This is a genomic window from Fischerella muscicola PCC 7414 (assembly GCF_000317205.1).
GTDB classification, from domain to species: domain Bacteria; phylum Cyanobacteriota; class Cyanobacteriia; order Cyanobacteriales; family Nostocaceae; genus Fischerella; species Fischerella muscicola.
The window spans coordinates 1-16115 of record NZ_AJLK01000183.1; the positions used below are offsets into that span (position 1 = coordinate 1).

The window sequence follows — 16115 nt, forward strand, 5'->3', positions numbered from 1 at the left end:
CTACTAGAAAACAAATATCTAAGCTACAACGAAAAGTTTCTAACCAACGTAAAGATTGGCAGCACAAAGTTACATCAGATATTGCAAGTCGTCATGACATCGGTGTAACTGAACAACTCAATACAAAGGGGATGACGCGCAAAGCCAAAAAAGGTAGTAAGCGTAAAAAGCAGAAAGCCGGGTTGAATAAATCCATCCTTTGTGTCGGTTTTGGAACACTCAATCAAATGATTGCCTACAAAATTGAACAGAAGGGGGGCTTGATGCTGACGCTACCTACTAAACAAATCAAACCATCACAACGCTGTCCTAATTGCGGGAAAATCCATAAGCACTGGGCAGAATTGTCAAACCGATATCATATTTGCGATGCATGTGGATTTGAAATACCACGTGATAGAGGTTCCGTGATGGTCATGTACAACGTTGCAACCAATAAGCAACCGGGGTTAGGAACTAGCCTCGCAGACTGTGGATGTCTAAGCTCTACCAATTCGGACGGAAAGCACGCCACTTGCCTCAACGGGGAGAACCCCCGCACGGCAGTGCAAGGTAAGCATACTGGCTCGATGCGGCAACTTGGGCAGAAGAAACGTCAAAAACCTAATCTCAAATCGGATGGGGAATTAGAAACCCCGTCCTCCTATGAGGCGGGGTAGTTCATTAATTATGTTTTGGTAGCTATATCTACCACTTGCTAAGAAACCTTTGCTTCCAAAGATTTTAGCAACTCTGTGTTCACTCCCGATTCACGAGTTAAGGCAATTTTGCCAGTGCGGGCAATTTCCTTCAAGCCAAATTTTTGCAATACCTGCACGATCGCGACCATTTTTCCTGGATCACCGACAACTTCTAAAGTTAGAGAATCTTCTGCGACATCTACCACTCGCGCCCGGAAAATTTGGGCTAACTCGACTATCTCCGAACGGGTGCTGCTGGTAGCATTCACCTTAAGTAGCATCAATTCACGTTCTACACAGGGAGTTTCAGTAATATCCTGCACTTTGAGAACGTTTATTAGCTTATATAGTTGCTTGGTGAGTTGTTCAATCACATGATCGTCACCTGGTACAACCATTGTGATCCGAGAAACTCCTGACTGTTCTGCTGGTCCGACAGCAAGGCTTTCGATGTTAAAGCCACGACGGGCAAATAAACCAGAAATGCGGGAAAGAACACCCGCTTCATCTTCTACAAGTACTGACAGAGTATGTTTCATGTCGCCAACAGAGGCTAGGGAGAGGATTGTATGGTTTTTAGATTGCAAGCCTGGATTATATATTTTAAACTTAAACGCCCCTTTTAAGAAATAAGGCAGAAGGCAGAGGGCAGAAGGCAGAGGGCAGAAGGCAGAGGGCAGAAGGGGTTCCCCACAAATTCGCTCTCCGAATCGCGAATTTGTGGGGGCCCCGCAGAAGGCAGAAGTTAAGAGGATTTGACGGATTTGCCTTGTTTGTTCTATTCATAGCGGGTGGCGATTGCTGCCAGTGGAGCTACTCTCAAATAATACTATTGAAGTTAAAAAGCATCTGTTGATCAAGCAAAGGTAATACTTGCACGGGATATTGCTTCAACCACTCCTGAAAAGATCGCCCGCCCTGCCCGATATACTTATTTAATTCTGGTAAACAGCGACGGCGATAGAAACCACATAATGGTTCCCATCTATTGTTTCTATAAACCAAGGCTGCGATCGCTTCTTCTGGTACTTGCTGTAATCTAGAAATCCACTCTTGTAAAACTTCTACTCGCAATTTGGGTAAGTCACAAGCTAACAGCAACACCCAATCTGTCGTTACCTGCGTTAGTCCTTGGGCAAAACCCACCAATGGCCCGTGGGTTTTGAGTTCATTACCAGTTTCATCTGGTAAAGGTAATTCCTGGATAAACTGACTTTTAGGCGGTAGCAAATGCTGATAGCGTTCTGGCCAAGGAGTCACCACGTAAACTTGCTCAGTACAAGTCTCAGCAATTTGACAGATACGTTTCAACATCGGCACATCTTCAATTGTGATCAGGGCTTTATCCCTACCCATGCGCGTACTCTTACCACCCGCTAAGATGATAGCCGTCAATCTGAGTTGCCCAATTTTATCAGTTTGCTGGTTCATAGAACGTAATGCACACACCCGCTGGATCGATTATGGCAAACTCTTTCATTCCCCAAGGTTTGGTTTCTAGCTTACCGTTTGGGTGAATCATCTGTCCTCCCTTAGCCAGAAATTCGGTGTAAAGTTGTTCAACACCATCGACTAAGACGCGAAAAGTTGTCCATTCTGCCAGCTGTTTATCATCATTCTGGAGTAGAAAAATTGTCGCCCCGTCTCTTTGGACAATTGCCATGCTAAGAGGGTTGCCTTCTTTATGTATCGTTTTAAACCCAAGCTGCTGCTCATAAAACGCGATCGCTTTTTCCATGTCGCTTCCTGCTGGAATCATCGGGTTAATGTTTTTGAGTACAGCTGGTTTGTTCATTGTCATGCGATTGATAGCGTTGTAGACTCATCAATTTTATAGTACAAAATTACTAATATCTCAAGCAACAATTGCCACCTGAGTTTGATGAACTGGGTAAAAATTCTCGACAACAAATTCCTCTACCACCTCTTACCTCTGTGTTCTCTCTCTTGAAAAGTTTGAGCGCCGGAAGCCGGCGCTCAAACTTTTCGCTGCTTCCTCTGTGGTTAAATAAATTACTTTTAAAACGCACAGACGCAGAGTTAGCAGAGAGAAAAAAAGAGGTTTTATGAGTCACCTTGAAAGGGCTAATTCCTGATACAAATCCTCCCCCTTGTCCTCCTTCCACTCTCACATCACCCTCTCACCTGACTCTGGCGGACTTGCTGCAACATCTGTTCTACACTTTCTGCTGCTGGTAGGCATTTTAACCCTTGACAAACTAAGCCAACACTGTTGTCTGGTAGTTTTGACGCGATCGCAAACACAACGCTTGGTAAGTATTGAGACATGAGCGAGTGTATTTGCTCGGTGGTGGTGCGAATCAGAGTACTGTTGCGATACCAATCCAAGGCTGTAAATAAACTCGGACAAGCTTGCGGATGGTTGCTCATTACACTTCGGAATGCTTTTAAGCCTTGTTCTGCTAAATCTAAATAATGTAGATTATCCGTAAACAGGGCAAGACGTACGAGATTGGCGATCGCTACTCCATTTGCCGATGGTGTAGCATTGTCTGCATAACTACGTTCGCGCACAATTAAATCTTGACTAGCATCACTTGATGTGTTATAATAACCCCCTAATTCTACACTCCAAAGATATTCGTCAAATTCTTCTTGGAGAGCGATCGCCCTTTCTAACCATTTATTTTGTTCCGGGCTGCAAGTTTGCAAATCTAGCAGTGCTTTGATAAAAAAGGCGTAATCTTCTGATTGAGCTAATACAGTTGGTTGATTTTCATAGTTAAGTCGGTGGAAACGCCCATGCACAAACTGATGATTCAGAATGAAATCCGCGGCTGTGGTTGCTAGTTCTAAATACACAGGTTCTCGGAAAACAGCATACGCTCTTGCCAAGCCAGAAATCATCAAGCTATTCCAAGCAACAATCATTTTAGTATCTGTCACCGCCGGAATCCGACCAGGCCAGTTATGAGATTTAGCTTCTTGGTTGTTACGTGCGGGAGGAAATGTTTCTAGTGATTCAGGAGTTGCACCATAACGTGCCACGAATAATTTTTTCAGGGCTATTTCTACGGTTGCGTTCAGTTCCCCACTACGGCGTCTTTGTAAGACATTTTTACCTTCAAAGTTACCATTGGCGGTGACTGTAAATTGTTGTTGCAATTCTATAAGTTCTTCAGCAGTGAGCAGTTGTTCTAGTTCACTGAAAGTCCAGACGTAAAAGGCTCCTTCTTCTGGTTCTGACTCCCCTGGGGAGGTGAAACTATCAGCATCTTGAGCAGCATAGAAATAACCTTCTGGTGCGGTCATTTCTCTTTTGAGCCATTGGACAGTACCAGCGATCGCTCTTTTAAAAGCAGACTCTTCTATACCTGCACTCCAAAGGTTTGCCAGATACTCCACAATTTGACCGTTATCGTAGAGCATCTTTTCAAAATGTGGTACTGTCCAGGTGGGATCAACTGTGTAGCGGTGAAAGCCCCCGCCTACATGGTCATAAATACCACCTAATGCCAAGTCTAATCCCCGTTGGGTACAAATTTGTTTGCCATCATATTTAGATGTCACTTCAAATCGTGTTCCGCGCAATGCTAGTTCTGCATAGGGGATCATGGGGAAACTATTGCCATATTGATTCGGAGTAATGATCCCCGTGCTAGTTTCCCAGCCTTTATGTAGTAACTCGTTGTCTTGAGTTGCGGTAGTACCTTGTTGCTGCAAGACTGCGGAGGTTAGGAGTGATTCGAGAATGACTGCTTTGCGATCGTGCAGGTCTTGTTTTTCTGTATCGTAGTAGTGGCGAATCGCTTGTAAAACTTGTAAAAAGCCAGGACGACCGTAGCGTGGTTCCACTGGGAAGTAAGTACCTGCGTAAAACGGTACTAAATCATCTGGAGATAAAAAAGCATTTAAAGGCCAACCCCCTTGACCACTCATCATTTGCAAAGCTTGCATGTAAATGCTGTCGATGTCTGGTCTTTCTTCCCTGTCTACTTTGATCGGGATAAAATTGGCATTCATGTACTCGGCAATGCCTGGGTCAGAAAATGCTTCTCCTTCCATGACTGTACACCAGTGGCAGCTCGAGTAACCAATAGAGAGAAATATAGGTTTATTCTGTGCTTTTGCGGTGGAGAGTGCTTCCTCGCACCAAGGCCACCAATCAATCGGATTTTCAGCGTGTTTACGGAGGTAGAGACTCTTAGCTTCAGCAAGGCGGTTAGTCATGATTAGACACTAGTATTTGCCTTCTCTGTTCAGTCTACCTCGAATGTTCTTTGTTGATTGTTGGTAGTTGGTTGGAAAATTTAACAACCAACTATCAACTAGTAACTGATAACCAAATCAACATACATTATGATGCAACCAGTGATTTTTTACTCTAAAGAACGCAAAAATGAACTAGCCACTGGTGTAAAGACTGTAGTAGAGGGGGGTGCGGCTTTGGTACTAATTGTAGTGCTTGGGTTGAGTCCGACGATCAGGTGCAGTAAGAAGGTAATGATAGCGGCTTGTACAAATTTTTCCAGCATGGCGGTTTCCTCTCTTTCGGTGGATGTTTTCTACATTAGGGATCGAATCTTCTAGATACACCTTGTAGTAAGGATCTACCCCTTTAGGTAGATATAACCGGATTTCTTTCAGTAAATTTATGGGATTTTTTACAAAACTATGAAAAATAATACCGATGAATTGCCGAGTTAATAGGGTAAGCACCATCTGCTATATATGACTACACAGTGGTTGAGATGGTTTCGGAAAACAATCAGCCTTTGTAATCGATAGAATGTATCTATATTAGTTACAAGCTGGCTACATGATTCCTATCGTTATTGAACAATCAGGTCGTGGCGAACGCGCCTTTGATATCTACTCACGCCTGTTGCGTGAGCGTATTATCTTTTTAGGACAAGCGATTGATGACAACGTTGCTAACTTGATTGTTGCCCAACTACTGTTTTTAGATGCCGAAGACCCGGAGAAAGACATATATATGTACATCAATTCTCCTGGCGGTTCGGTAACAGCAGGAATGGGTATTTTTGATACTATGAAGCACATTCGCCCAGATGTGTGTACAATCTGTACTGGATTAGCAGCGAGTATGGGTGCTTTTCTCCTTAGTGCAGGTGCTAAGGGTAAAAGAATGAGTCTTCCTCATTCTCGGATCATGATTCACCAACCTTTGGGCGGCGCTCGTGGGCAAGCAACTGATATTGAAATCCAAGCCCGCGAAATTCTTTACCACAAGCGACGGCTCAACGAATATTTAGCCGAACATACAGGTCAGCCCTTGGAGAAAATCGCCGAAGACACAGAAAGAGACTTCTTTATGTCACCAGAAGAAGCCAGAGACTATGGCTTAATTGACCAAGTGATTGACCGTCATGCAGCTGGTAGCCGTCCAATGGCGGTTGTGTAGTCAGAAATTAGGGTAAAAGGTAAGGGTGAAAGGAAATAAAAATTTCTTTATCCTTTAACTTTTGCCCTTTTCCCAGACGAAGCTCTTTTATTTTTTGTTTACAAGAGTGTAGACGCCCCTGAAAGCTGTTGAGTTGGAAGCTGGAATTCTAAGTAACCAGAATTCCAGCAATCACTTTTCAGTAAGTAAAGAGTAATCTAACTAAGATAATTACTTTCTAGATATCCCAGCCTTTACTTTACTGGTAAGTCTAAGGATGATTATTGTATTAATTTTACTTATTATATACCAGTCTCATCTAAGATTCCATATTTTTAGTTACAGTTTTTAGTAGTTGTTTGTCAATTGTCAATTGTCAATTGTGAGAAGTAGTAACTATTAATCAATAACCAATAACTAATAACTAATAACCATTGACCATTGACCATTGACCATTGACTAATCAAAATCCCGCTAGCGGATCTATAGGTGTAGGCTGGGATTCTAAATATTTGAGGAAATCACGTAATTCTTCTGAATCGAGTAAATGGCGCGATCGCTTGCCATAGGTTTGAATTAAATAGTCTCTACCCTGTTCTGTTGTCCAACCCAAGCGCTGCATTTCGACCCCGATTTTGGCGATATCATCTGATTGATCCACAGGTTCGCTTTTCTTCTTTTTCCTGGCTGTGGGTGCTGGCGCAGCTACTGCTTCGGTTGGGGTATTGTTATGACTGCGTTGGGGAAATGGTGTGACGTTACTAGAACTAATCTCTGGTAAAGGTTGATTTTCACTTTGGCTGTTAGAAATTACCCCGAAGTCTTCTGGTTGAATATCCAAAGGCAATTCAGGGCTTGCACTCACAGCTAAGCTTGGTTCAAAGTCCTGGCTGTAGGTATCAATTGTAGGCGTTGCGGAAACAGTTGGTGGAATGGGTGTGCTTGGTTGTGTTTCCAGATTGGGGGTATCTATGGGAGATGGGGTGAAAGCAGAGACAGAGACACGCAAAGGTGGTGGTGCGGGGACATTTTCCTCAGTCTTCGCTGCATCACTACTTCTAGTCGTCTTCGCCTCAGTCACACTCTTCGCCTCACTCAAACTTTCCATCTGTACCTGTGGCGTAGTAGTGATTCCCAGAACCATCAAAGCCCTACTTCTAGCTTGATCTTCTGCTTCCTCTACTGTTGGGGCTGCTGCCATACCAGTAGCACGGGTGATACCTTCGATTTGTACGCTTGCCCGAACAATATATTTGCCGTGATCAATTTGCACTAATTCAGAGATTAAACTAGCTGTAGGATACAAGCTCTGAAGTTGAGCCAACATCATAGTTTCACCAAATCTACGTTTTAACTATTAAAGGAAGCAACAGGGAAGAACAAAGAAGCTAAGATATGCAATCAGCAGGATAATTTTACCCAAGTGATAAAGCTGATAACTGGTAACTGTTAAGTGTTGCTTTTGAGTTGCCCACCCATTTTTGTTTGATTATGTTGTGGATTCACTTTTGGGTATGGCTCTATTTTACCGAAGAAAGGCAAAGGCAGAAAGCAGAAGGCAGAAGGCAGAAGGCAGAAGGCACAAGCAAAGAAAGTATATTTTTCATACAAAAGTTAGTCCTCTGTTCTCTGCCATATGGTTTAAAGCCCCTGAATTTATTTATGGAAAATAAATAAACGCGTAGCAACTTTGTTAAATCCCCCGAATGTATTCGTGAGGATTCTCTTCCGCCATCTACCTACCTACACCAAGCCCTCCGGGTTCGGGGGTTCGCAATCGTGACGGAAAGCGCCAAGACTGCGACCCCCTCACCGCTCCGCGTCTACCTACTTCTGCCTTCTTAAACCTTTATTTATACTCATAGTTAAACCCTTAGTTACTAAAATGCTATTTAAAACTTAAGTACACTGATTGTAAAATTAAGATTTTTGAGTAAATATTGGTTACAACTAACTAAGTTTAAGTGTTATTGCTAGCAATGCTATACTATTTAACCAATTTAACATCCAGAAATCTTTTCTGGAAGTACGACTAAATTTACAATAATGAAGTAATGGTTCGTCCTCACAGCTTGTTAAGCTGCTGACCTAGTTGTGACTGATTCTACATATGGAACATTTAGGTTGTTCAGCAGTTTTTCCTAGTTAACAATCAGAGTCTCATCGCGAAAAGTACCTTTCAACTAAGCAATCGAACACCTGCGGTTTAAGGTGCGTAGCGCGTTTGGGCAGTTCTACTGAGAGCGATCCAAACACAGCCTCTCAAAAACCCGTTGCGTAAAAACCTAGTAATTCACCAACCCAACTTGGCAGGTGTTGGTTGGGAAAAGGGTAAAGGTAAAGGTTAAAGGGCAAAGAATCTACTCCTTCCTCCCCCTACTTCTTCACCTTTCCCCATCCGCCAAAGGAACTTTGGCAGACTACTAGTAGGGTAAAATCCGGTATGAGGACTGCTTTGTCGGATTGACCAAGTGAAAGGACTTGAACGAACTGGTACTCAAAAGATGATTGTGTAGCGCCCTACCTGTTGGGAAGTTCGTTTACCGCTAGTGTCTGTGGGTCGTGAGGTAATCAACCAAGAACCAGATTCAAACAATGGACATGTTGCAAGGACGGGGGGGAACCCCCACACGCAAGTGTTCTTAACTCTCAACAAAAAAAGATGTTTTGACCAAAGGTCGGTTCACTGCATGGAATTTTCAATCGCTACACTCCTTGCCAATTTCACTGATGATAAATTGGTAGCTCGTAAACTTCTAGAAAAGAAACTTGGTTGTGAAGATGAAGATAGTTTACAGAAACTTCACATCATCTTAGAGGTATTAGAGAAAATTGGCATTTTAGTGAAAGAACGCGGTAAATATCGCCGCATTACTGAAGAAGGATTAATAGAAGCTAAGTTGCGTTGTTCCAGCAAAGGCTTTTGCTTTGCAATTCAAGATGTAGAGGGAACTGAAGACATTTACATTCGAGAAAGCCATTTAAGTAATGCTTGGAATGGCGATCGCGTTTTAGTGCGAGTTCTCAAAGAAGGTAGTCGGCGTCGTTCTCCAGAAGGAGAGGTGAAATTAATTTTAGAACGTTCCAACCACACTTTGTTGGCACGGATCAAACAAGTAGAAGGAGGCTATCGTGCTGTACCTTTAGATGATCGCCTGCTATTTGAACTGAAACTGTACGCTAACGGGCTAAAATTGCAAGAAGCGATCGACCATCTCGCCCATGTGGAAGTTCTACGTTACCCACTAGCACAATATCCCCCCTTAGGGCGGGTTGTACAAATCCTTGGTAGCGATGCAGAAGCAGCAGCTGATATAGATTTAGTCACCTGCAAGCATGACCTTTCCCGTAGTTTTCCTGAAAACGTTCAAGAAGCAGCCACCAAACTACCAAAAAGGATTTTAAAGGCAGATTTAAAAGACCGGTTAGATTTACGTAACAAGTTTACTATTACGATACTGGGTAATAATGTTGACACTAAAACAGTAGAAAATGCCTTCTCCTTGGAAACAACTAGCGCTGGCAATTTGCAGCTAGGCTTTCACATCCCTGATGTTTCCCACTACGTGCAGCCAGATGAAGCACTTGACCGGGAAGCACTCAGACGGGGTAGATCAGTGTACCTGGGAGATTTGGTTCTGCCAATGTTACCGGACAATGTGGTAGAACGTTGTTCTCTAGTACCGGGAAGCGATCGCCTCAGTATCTCTTGTTTAATTACCTTTGATCCAGAATCAGGAGAAGTACTGGAGTGGGAAATTCAACCCAGTGTAGTTAAAATAGACGCTTCAGTGAATGCTCAGCAAGTAGAAACTATTCTTCTGGGTAAAAAAGTTACGAAAGTGCCTACCGAAGCAGTAGAAATACTGCAACAGTTGAAAAAGTTACAGATTGCTCTGAAACAACAACGCACTGCGCGCGGCAGTTTGCAGTTAAATCTGCCCACGAATAAAAACCCCTTCTATGATGAAGGTATTCTTGGATGCGTAGTCGAAAAAGATTCACCTGTGCGATCGCTGCTGACAGAGTTTGTGTTGCTGGTGAATCAAATCATGGCCAATCACATGAGTGCTTTAGGTGTTCCCAGCATTTGGCGAGTCCAAGGCGCGCCTGATCCCGAAGATGTGCAAGAAATGCTGAAACTGGCGATCAATTTGGGCATTGAATTGTCACTAGAACCAGATATTGAGATCCAACCTCTGGATTATCAACAATTGACGAGGGTATTTGCCGAGTCGTCCTCGGAACAAGTTTTGACTTATCTGTTGCAAGATACCCTCAAACAAGCATTTTACAGCACCAATAAAGCACCCCACTTTGGTTTGGCACTGCCAGAATATGTCCACTTTACCGCACCCTTACGACGTTACCCAGATTTGCTGATGCAGAGGGTATATCACTCGCTGCTTGAACACGGACGCGATCGCCGCAATACTCGTGTGAAAGAGCGTGTGAACTTGCGTTCTTCTACCAGCCACGGAGAAATTAACTGGAACGTCCTACCACCAGAATTGCAACAAGAGTTGCAAAGCGAACTGACAAGAGTAATTACCCAAATCAACGACAGAGAAAAGGAAGTCCAAGAAGCCGAAACTGACTTAGAAGGCTTGCAAAGAGCCTCTTTAATGAAACAGCGCATCGGTGAGGTTTTCAATGGTGTAATTACAGGTGTCCAATCCTACGGCTTCTTTGTCGAAATTGAAGTACCACCAAAAGATGGAACTGATGATCATAACGTACCTTTACGAGTAGAAGGATTAGTACACGTCAGTTCCCTCAAAGACGATTGGTACGAATATCGCGCCAGACAACAAGCGTTGTTTGGACGGAAAAATCGCGCTTCCTATCGATTAGGCGATCGCGTCGCCGTCCAAGTTAAAAGCGTCGATTACTACCGTCAACAAATTGATCTAGTCACAGTTGGCAGCGATGGTATTCCCTATCGCCAGGATATCAGTGCCAATGGTGAAGAACCAGATATGTACTTACCTGACGACATGGAACCGGACGATTTAGAATCCTATGAAGAGGATGAATAAAAAGCTGGTTAGTAGTTAGTGGATAGTAGTTAGTAGTAAAAAACCACTAACTACTAACTACTGTAGGCCGCGTGCATTTGTACCAAAATATTTAGTTTTGCATTTAAGATACTCATACAAATGCTATCTCCCTGAAGGGAGACGCTACGCGAACGACCCTACTAACTCTTCCCAAATAATAGAAACGTGTCAAACAATAACAAGCCACTCATTTTAGGAATTACAGGTGCATCTGGTTTAATCTACGCAGTTCGCGCTTTGAAATATTTGCTTACAGCCGACTATGAAATTGAATTAGTTGCTTCTAAGTCAACCTACATGGTTTGGCAATCTGAGCAAAATATTCGTATGCCAGTAGAACCTGTTCAACAAGAACAATTTTGGCGACAACAAGCAGGAGTTGAAACGAAGGGAAAGCTGCACTGTCATCCTTGGGGAGATGTGGGGGCTAATATCGCTAGTGGGTCCTTTCGTACTCTAGGAATGATTGTAATTCCCTGTAGTATGAGTACGGTAGCTAAGTTAGCAGCAGGGTTGAGTTCCGACTTGTTAGAACGTGCCGCAGACGTACAGCTAAAAGAAGGGCGAAAGCTAGTCCTAGTCCCCCGTGAAACTCCTTTTAGTCTGATTCATTTGCGGAACTTAACTACCCTTGCAGAAACCGGAGTAAGAATTGTACCTGCGATTCCTGCTTGGTATCACAATCCTCAAACTATTGAGGATTTAGTTGATTTTGTAGTTGCCCGTGCTTTGGATCAACTCGATATTGATTGTATTCCTATTCAACGTTGGCAAGGTTCTGAAGAAAGGCAGAAGGCAGGAGGCAGGAGGCAGAAGGAATATTGAAGAAAGGCAGCTATGCAGGAGGCAGGAGGAAGGAGGCAGGAGGCAGCTATGCAGGAGGCAGGAGGCAGGAGGCAGGAGGCAGGAGGCAGGAGGAAGGAGGCAGGAGGAAGGAGGCAGGAGGAAGGCGTTGCAGAGAAAGCGGGATGATTTTATTTTCTATTACAAATAAAAAATTCAATACTTGGTGTCTTGGTGACTTAGTGGTTCATTATTCATCCCTAATTTGTGCAACGCCAGAAGGAATATTAGATCTGTTGATTGCTAATAATATTAAGAGGCTAGGTTTACGAACTGGAGAATAGAAGCTAGACGGTCATGTGATAAATCACACAACGAGGGAATGAAAATTTAACTCCTCCTACACCCCTACACCCTTACACTCCTACACCCATTTTCAAGACAGGGGTGAGAGGGTAAGAGCTAGTATGAAACTAATTTCTCATTCTTCATCTAATATCTCAATGTCTAATTCCCAATTCTCAGTCTCCAGTGCCTATTGCCCCTATACCCAGTTCCTAGTCTTCAGTCGCTAATCTCTATGGCTCTTTTCCGATTAATTTTATTAGTAGCAATTATGGGAGGACTAGCGCTGTTATTAGTGCAAAATTGGTCTCCTATCCTCCCATTAGTCTTTTTCGGTATGCAAAGTAGACCATTGCCATTGGCAATATGGATTTTGTTCAGCACTGCTGCTGGTGCTGCAACCTCTTTGCTGATCTCTGGCTTATTTCAATTGTCGTCTTTGGCAGCACCACAAAGACCAGCCTCTTCTGCATCCAAGTCTCGTAGAACTTCAGTAAGTGGTAGCCCTCCCCCGCGAGAAAAATATGCTGACAGCTATACCAGTCCCCCACCATCAGCGGCTAAATCTTCATCTCAATCCAATCCAGACGATGATTGGGACATCGGCAACAGTGAAAATTGGGATTTTGAGGAGAAATCAGACGCAACAAAAGCTCAAGATACGGAAGTTAGAGACTCGAAAAGCTATGAACGTCGCCAAGAACCTACAGACAGCTTTCGTTCAGGTTCTTCATATTCCTATAGCTATCGCGAACCCAAAAATTCTGGAGTAGGAAAAACTGAATCAGTTTATGATGCTGACTATCGAGTAATTATTCCCCCATATCAACCACCGAGCGATGATCTAACTGATGAAGATAATCTAAGCGAGAACAAGAATCAAGCTGATGATGATGATTGGGGGTTTCTAGAGGATTTTGAGGATGATGATCAGCGTAAGCGTTAATAATTATAGAGACATCACCGACCAAATCTCTACTTGATCCCACAACGCTCACGAGACTCCTGCTTGACCCTACCTGTCATGGCAGCTTCTTGTAAAGCCATGAAAGCATTAAAATCTTCTAGATCATAGCGTGTACTCAGTAATTGTCGTAGCTGATTTTCAGCTTCTACAGTCAAGTACCCTGTTGATAAAGCCTTTTGCACAACATCTCTAATCCGAATCATGCTTGAATCCTCAAACGACCACACTTAATGTATTTGGCTTATTCAAGCCAGATATGCAGGATTTTGGTGTTTTTCCAGCATTAAGTTGGCCAGGCTTTTTTCAACCGAAGAAAAAAGTAAGTCATTTTTTACACCTTGTATTGAAAAATTGCTATTTGTGCTAATCGAGAAACTCACTAAATATTAAGAATAAGTAGAGCAGTTTATATGTAAGTACTGAGGTAAGCACATTGTGCTGGTAGAAACACAGTGCTGTATACAGCTCTATCACTAGTGAGTTTGAGCCACTTAGGTAGACGCACAAAGCTTCGATAAAGTTTCAATCAAGCTCAATCAAATCTTATTAAATTTACCTTAACATAAGCCATACTAATTGATTTATGTGAATTTTCTGCAAAGATTGTCATCACCCAAGTAGTAGCAGGGGGTTGCATGAAATAATTAAGAGGGCGATCGCACGCTGTCGCCAAAATTAATGCAGGGATATCAAACCTGACACAGTTCCTCAATTACCCGTGCAAACTCCTCAGTCATCAAGTCTGAACCATTTTCACGGTAAACTCGTAAAAGTTCCTGGTAAAACCACAAAGTTCCTTCTTTACCAGCTTTAAATTCATTCCAAATGCTGTCGCCATATTGTCGCCAGTCTGCTACTAATGACCTGGCATTGTGTAGTTTATCCGCTAAAGACACGCGTCGGATAGAAGGTGAAGCATGACGCAAGTTATGCAAATATCTTTTTTTGCGTTCTTGCCAAGGTGGTTTTGGGTAAATGTCGCATTCAGTACAGCCATCAATGATTGCTACTACTGCATCTCCAAATTTTTGGCGAATTTCCTCGCGGGTTTGACTTCCGCCTTGATCTTCGATCGCGTCATGTAACAAAGCTGCGATCGCTTCTTCTTCAGTCCCTCCTGCTTCTAGTACCAGTGCTGTAACGCTTAATAAGTGTGTGACATAAGGAACACCGCTAATTTTACGGGTTTGATGAGCATGGAGACGGGTTGCATAAACTAGTGCTTCTGCAAATTTATCTGTTAGTTTCAATGTATTCATCACAACAGGGAATTTTGATGGTAAAACAGGAATTCTTTTGCTACCTCAGCAGCGATACTTTGTCGTAAATCAAAGGGAAGCAAGACTTCGCATTTAGGACGCCAAGCTCGCAGGCGCATAATGACGTTATTATCTCTATATTTATGATCTTGGTATCGGATACTTACTTGATAATAGGCATCATTCGGTGAACGATTCGCCAAAATCTTCAACAGTGCTCGCTGTGGTTCCGCTTGTTGAACCTCGCGCCGAATTAAATGTTGTGCTTGTTGGTAAGTAATTTTCGCAAAAGTATCGTGACGTTCAGTACCTTTAACGTAGCGATCGTGAAATTCTCGCTCAAATCTGAGTAGCATCAGTTGAGCAGGTAAATAGAAATCAAAACCCCATGCTTTGCTCATTGCAACAGCAATGTCATCTGGAGTGGGTAAGGATGTCTGTTGATAACGCTGTAGCAAAATATGGGGAAGCTGGGGGTTTGTCCAGTCTAAGGGGATCATGTTTTGAATGCGATCAAGGCGAAAATTATACCAATCACCTTGTCGTAGGGGACTTTCACCGTAAGCACACAGATAAACTGCTCTCTGCATGTAGTAGATGCATACCGGATAAACGATGCAACCAACGGTATCTCTTACCTTAGCGCTGTTGTAGGTTAGCTTGATCGGTGGAACTGGAGTTTTTGTCCAAAGTTGTCTTAATTTGTATTGCCAGTCTTCAACTAAATCAATTGTACTACGGGGAATAACGTAATCAAGTTTCAGGAAAAAGCGTTGTACACCGTTGATTTTTTGGGAATGGTTTTCAGCGATCGCACTCAAATCTTCCTCGAGAAAATTTAATTCGTAAGCACCAAGTTTCGCTATATTGACTTCATTATTTATAGTTGTAGGGCGTAATGGTAATTCAGTTACGCGATCATACTTTTGGTTTTTGTATACCAACCATCCCAACTCAGCTAAAGTTTCCAAATCAGCTTGTAGGGAACGACGAGTTACGCCGAACAAACGTGCTTTGAGCAATTCATCCAGTTGAGATTTATTTATACCTGCGTGGAAAACAACTGATTTTTTCCATTCGATTTCCGAAATTCCTATTTTTGGATCAAATAGCCATTGTGCGGTAGTTTTAGCACAGGGACAGTTTTCATCGTGTAGTTTGGGAACAGTTTCACCTTTGGGGTGCGTGGAAGTAAAAAACACATCCCGCCATTGAGCATAGGTGAAAGCGTCATTTAAAGCCAAGCGGTTTTCACCATAAAGCGAAGACAACCACACCCATAAACGAACTGCTCGCTGTAGATTTTGTTTGAGAGAACCACGTGCTAACCACTGCAACAGTTCGACGTTGGGAATATCTTGGAAAACTGGCTCAAGCACAATTTTAACCTTTGCTGTGTATTACGTGTTGATTTCTCTCCTACCTTTGGTTAACTCTACAAGGGAAGAGGAGACTCAGTGGTTCTGAACTTGGCGTTGCATAAAAAGGGGATGGAGAATGAACCACCAAGACGCCATAGACGCGCAGCGGCTTCCGGAACGGTAGAACACCAAGAATTGAGTTTTTCAATTAAAAGAGAAAATAAAATCATCCCGCTTTCTCTGCAACGCCATTGAACTCAACTGCAATCCATCATTACCTCTAGGTTAATCCTAA

At 43.0% G+C, this 16115-nt stretch carries 16 protein-coding genes; 7 read left to right on the plus strand and 9 right to left on the minus strand.

Annotated features, from left to right (window positions below; all coding sequences use genetic code 11):
* A partial coding sequence (locus UYI_RS0128765) for an RNA-guided endonuclease InsQ/TnpB family protein (RefSeq protein WP_016870147.1) occupies positions 1-659 on the plus strand: 659 nt, incomplete at its 5' end.
* A 38-nt stretch (positions 660-697) separates the two neighbouring features.
* Here the strand turns inward: UYI_RS0128765 and ilvN are convergent.
* From ilvN to UYI_RS38185, 5 genes are all read right to left on the minus strand, one after another.
* Complete coding sequence (gene ilvN / locus UYI_RS0128770) at positions 698-1219, minus strand: acetolactate synthase small subunit (protein WP_016870148.1); 522 nt, start codon at positions 1217-1219, stop codon at positions 698-700.
* A gap of 280 nt (positions 1220-1499) precedes the next feature.
* Positions 1500-2111 carry a molybdenum cofactor guanylyltransferase gene (locus tag UYI_RS0128775; RefSeq protein WP_016870149.1) on the minus strand — a complete coding sequence of 204 codons (612 nt, stop codon included), beginning with the start codon at positions 2109-2111 and terminating at the stop codon, positions 1500-1502.
* Positions 2095-2475, minus strand: coding sequence for a bleomycin resistance protein (locus UYI_RS0128780; protein ID WP_026086239.1), 381 nt, complete (start codon positions 2473-2475; stop codon positions 2095-2097). The genes UYI_RS0128775 and UYI_RS0128780 overlap by 17 nt, the downstream gene beginning before the upstream one ends.
* Positions 2476-2813: 338 nt before the next feature.
* Positions 2814-4871: a thioredoxin domain-containing protein gene (locus UYI_RS0128785; protein WP_016870151.1), complete on the minus strand. Its 2058-nt coding sequence runs from the start codon at positions 4869-4871 to the stop codon at positions 2814-2816.
* A 149-nt stretch (positions 4872-5020) separates the two neighbouring features.
* Positions 5021-5176 (minus strand): hypothetical protein, encoded by a 156-nt coding sequence (locus tag UYI_RS38185; RefSeq protein WP_016870152.1) that lies wholly within the window; start codon positions 5174-5176, stop codon positions 5021-5023.
* A gap of 284 nt (positions 5177-5460) precedes the next feature.
* Between UYI_RS38185 and clpP the strand changes: the two genes are divergently transcribed.
* On the plus strand, positions 5461-6066 hold the full coding sequence (clpP, locus tag UYI_RS0128795) for an ATP-dependent Clp endopeptidase proteolytic subunit ClpP (protein ID WP_016870153.1): 606 nt from the start codon (positions 5461-5463) through the stop codon (positions 6064-6066).
* 442 nt (positions 6067-6508) lie between these two features.
* Here the strand turns inward: clpP and UYI_RS0128800 are convergent, their stop codons facing one another.
* A complete protein-coding gene (locus tag UYI_RS0128800; RefSeq protein WP_016870154.1) occupies positions 6509-7372 on the minus strand; it encodes a hypothetical protein in 864 nt (287 codons plus the stop codon).
* Between the two features lie 1363 nt (positions 7373-8735).
* Between UYI_RS0128800 and UYI_RS0128810 the strand changes: the two genes are divergently transcribed.
* From UYI_RS0128810 to UYI_RS0128830, 4 genes are all read left to right on the plus strand, one after another.
* Positions 8736-11084: a ribonuclease R family protein gene (locus tag UYI_RS0128810; RefSeq protein WP_016870156.1), complete on the plus strand. Its 2349-nt coding sequence runs from the start codon at positions 8736-8738 to the stop codon at positions 11082-11084.
* 186 nt (positions 11085-11270) lie between these two features.
* Complete coding sequence (locus tag UYI_RS0128815) at positions 11271-11930, plus strand: flavin prenyltransferase UbiX (protein ID WP_016870157.1); 660 nt, start codon at positions 11271-11273, stop codon at positions 11928-11930.
* Positions 11927-12232, plus strand: a complete 306-nt coding sequence (locus UYI_RS37835; RefSeq protein WP_162140429.1) for a hypothetical protein — start codon at positions 11927-11929, stop codon at positions 12230-12232. Before UYI_RS0128815 ends, UYI_RS37835 begins: the two co-directional genes overlap by 4 nt.
* A gap of 236 nt (positions 12233-12468) precedes the next feature.
* Entirely contained in the window at positions 12469-13179 is a 711-nt protein-coding gene (locus tag UYI_RS0128830) for a LapA family protein (RefSeq protein WP_016870160.1), read from the plus strand.
* A gap of 29 nt (positions 13180-13208) precedes the next feature.
* Here UYI_RS0128830 and UYI_RS0128835 read toward each other — a convergent pair whose 3' ends face one another.
* The 3 genes from UYI_RS0128835 to UYI_RS0128845 form a co-directional block, all read right to left on the minus strand.
* Complete coding sequence (locus UYI_RS0128835) at positions 13209-13403, minus strand: hypothetical protein (RefSeq protein ID WP_016870161.1); 195 nt, start codon at positions 13401-13403, stop codon at positions 13209-13211.
* A 486-nt stretch (positions 13404-13889) separates the two neighbouring features.
* Positions 13890-14459, minus strand: coding sequence for an HD domain-containing protein (locus tag UYI_RS0128840; protein WP_016870162.1), 570 nt, complete (start codon positions 14457-14459; stop codon positions 13890-13892).
* Positions 14459-15838: a TIGR03985 family CRISPR-associated protein gene (locus tag UYI_RS0128845; RefSeq protein ID WP_016870163.1), complete on the minus strand. Its 1380-nt coding sequence runs from the start codon at positions 15836-15838 to the stop codon at positions 14459-14461. The genes UYI_RS0128840 and UYI_RS0128845 overlap by 1 nt, the downstream gene beginning before the upstream one ends.
* Before the next feature lie 78 nt (positions 15839-15916).
* On the opposite strand from UYI_RS0128845, the gene UYI_RS37320 reads away from it, so the two are divergent.
* Positions 15917-16075 carry a hypothetical protein gene (locus tag UYI_RS37320; RefSeq protein WP_157226410.1) on the plus strand — a complete coding sequence of 53 codons (159 nt, stop codon included), beginning with the start codon at positions 15917-15919 and terminating at the stop codon, positions 16073-16075.
* Positions 16076-16115 lie beyond the last annotated feature (40 nt).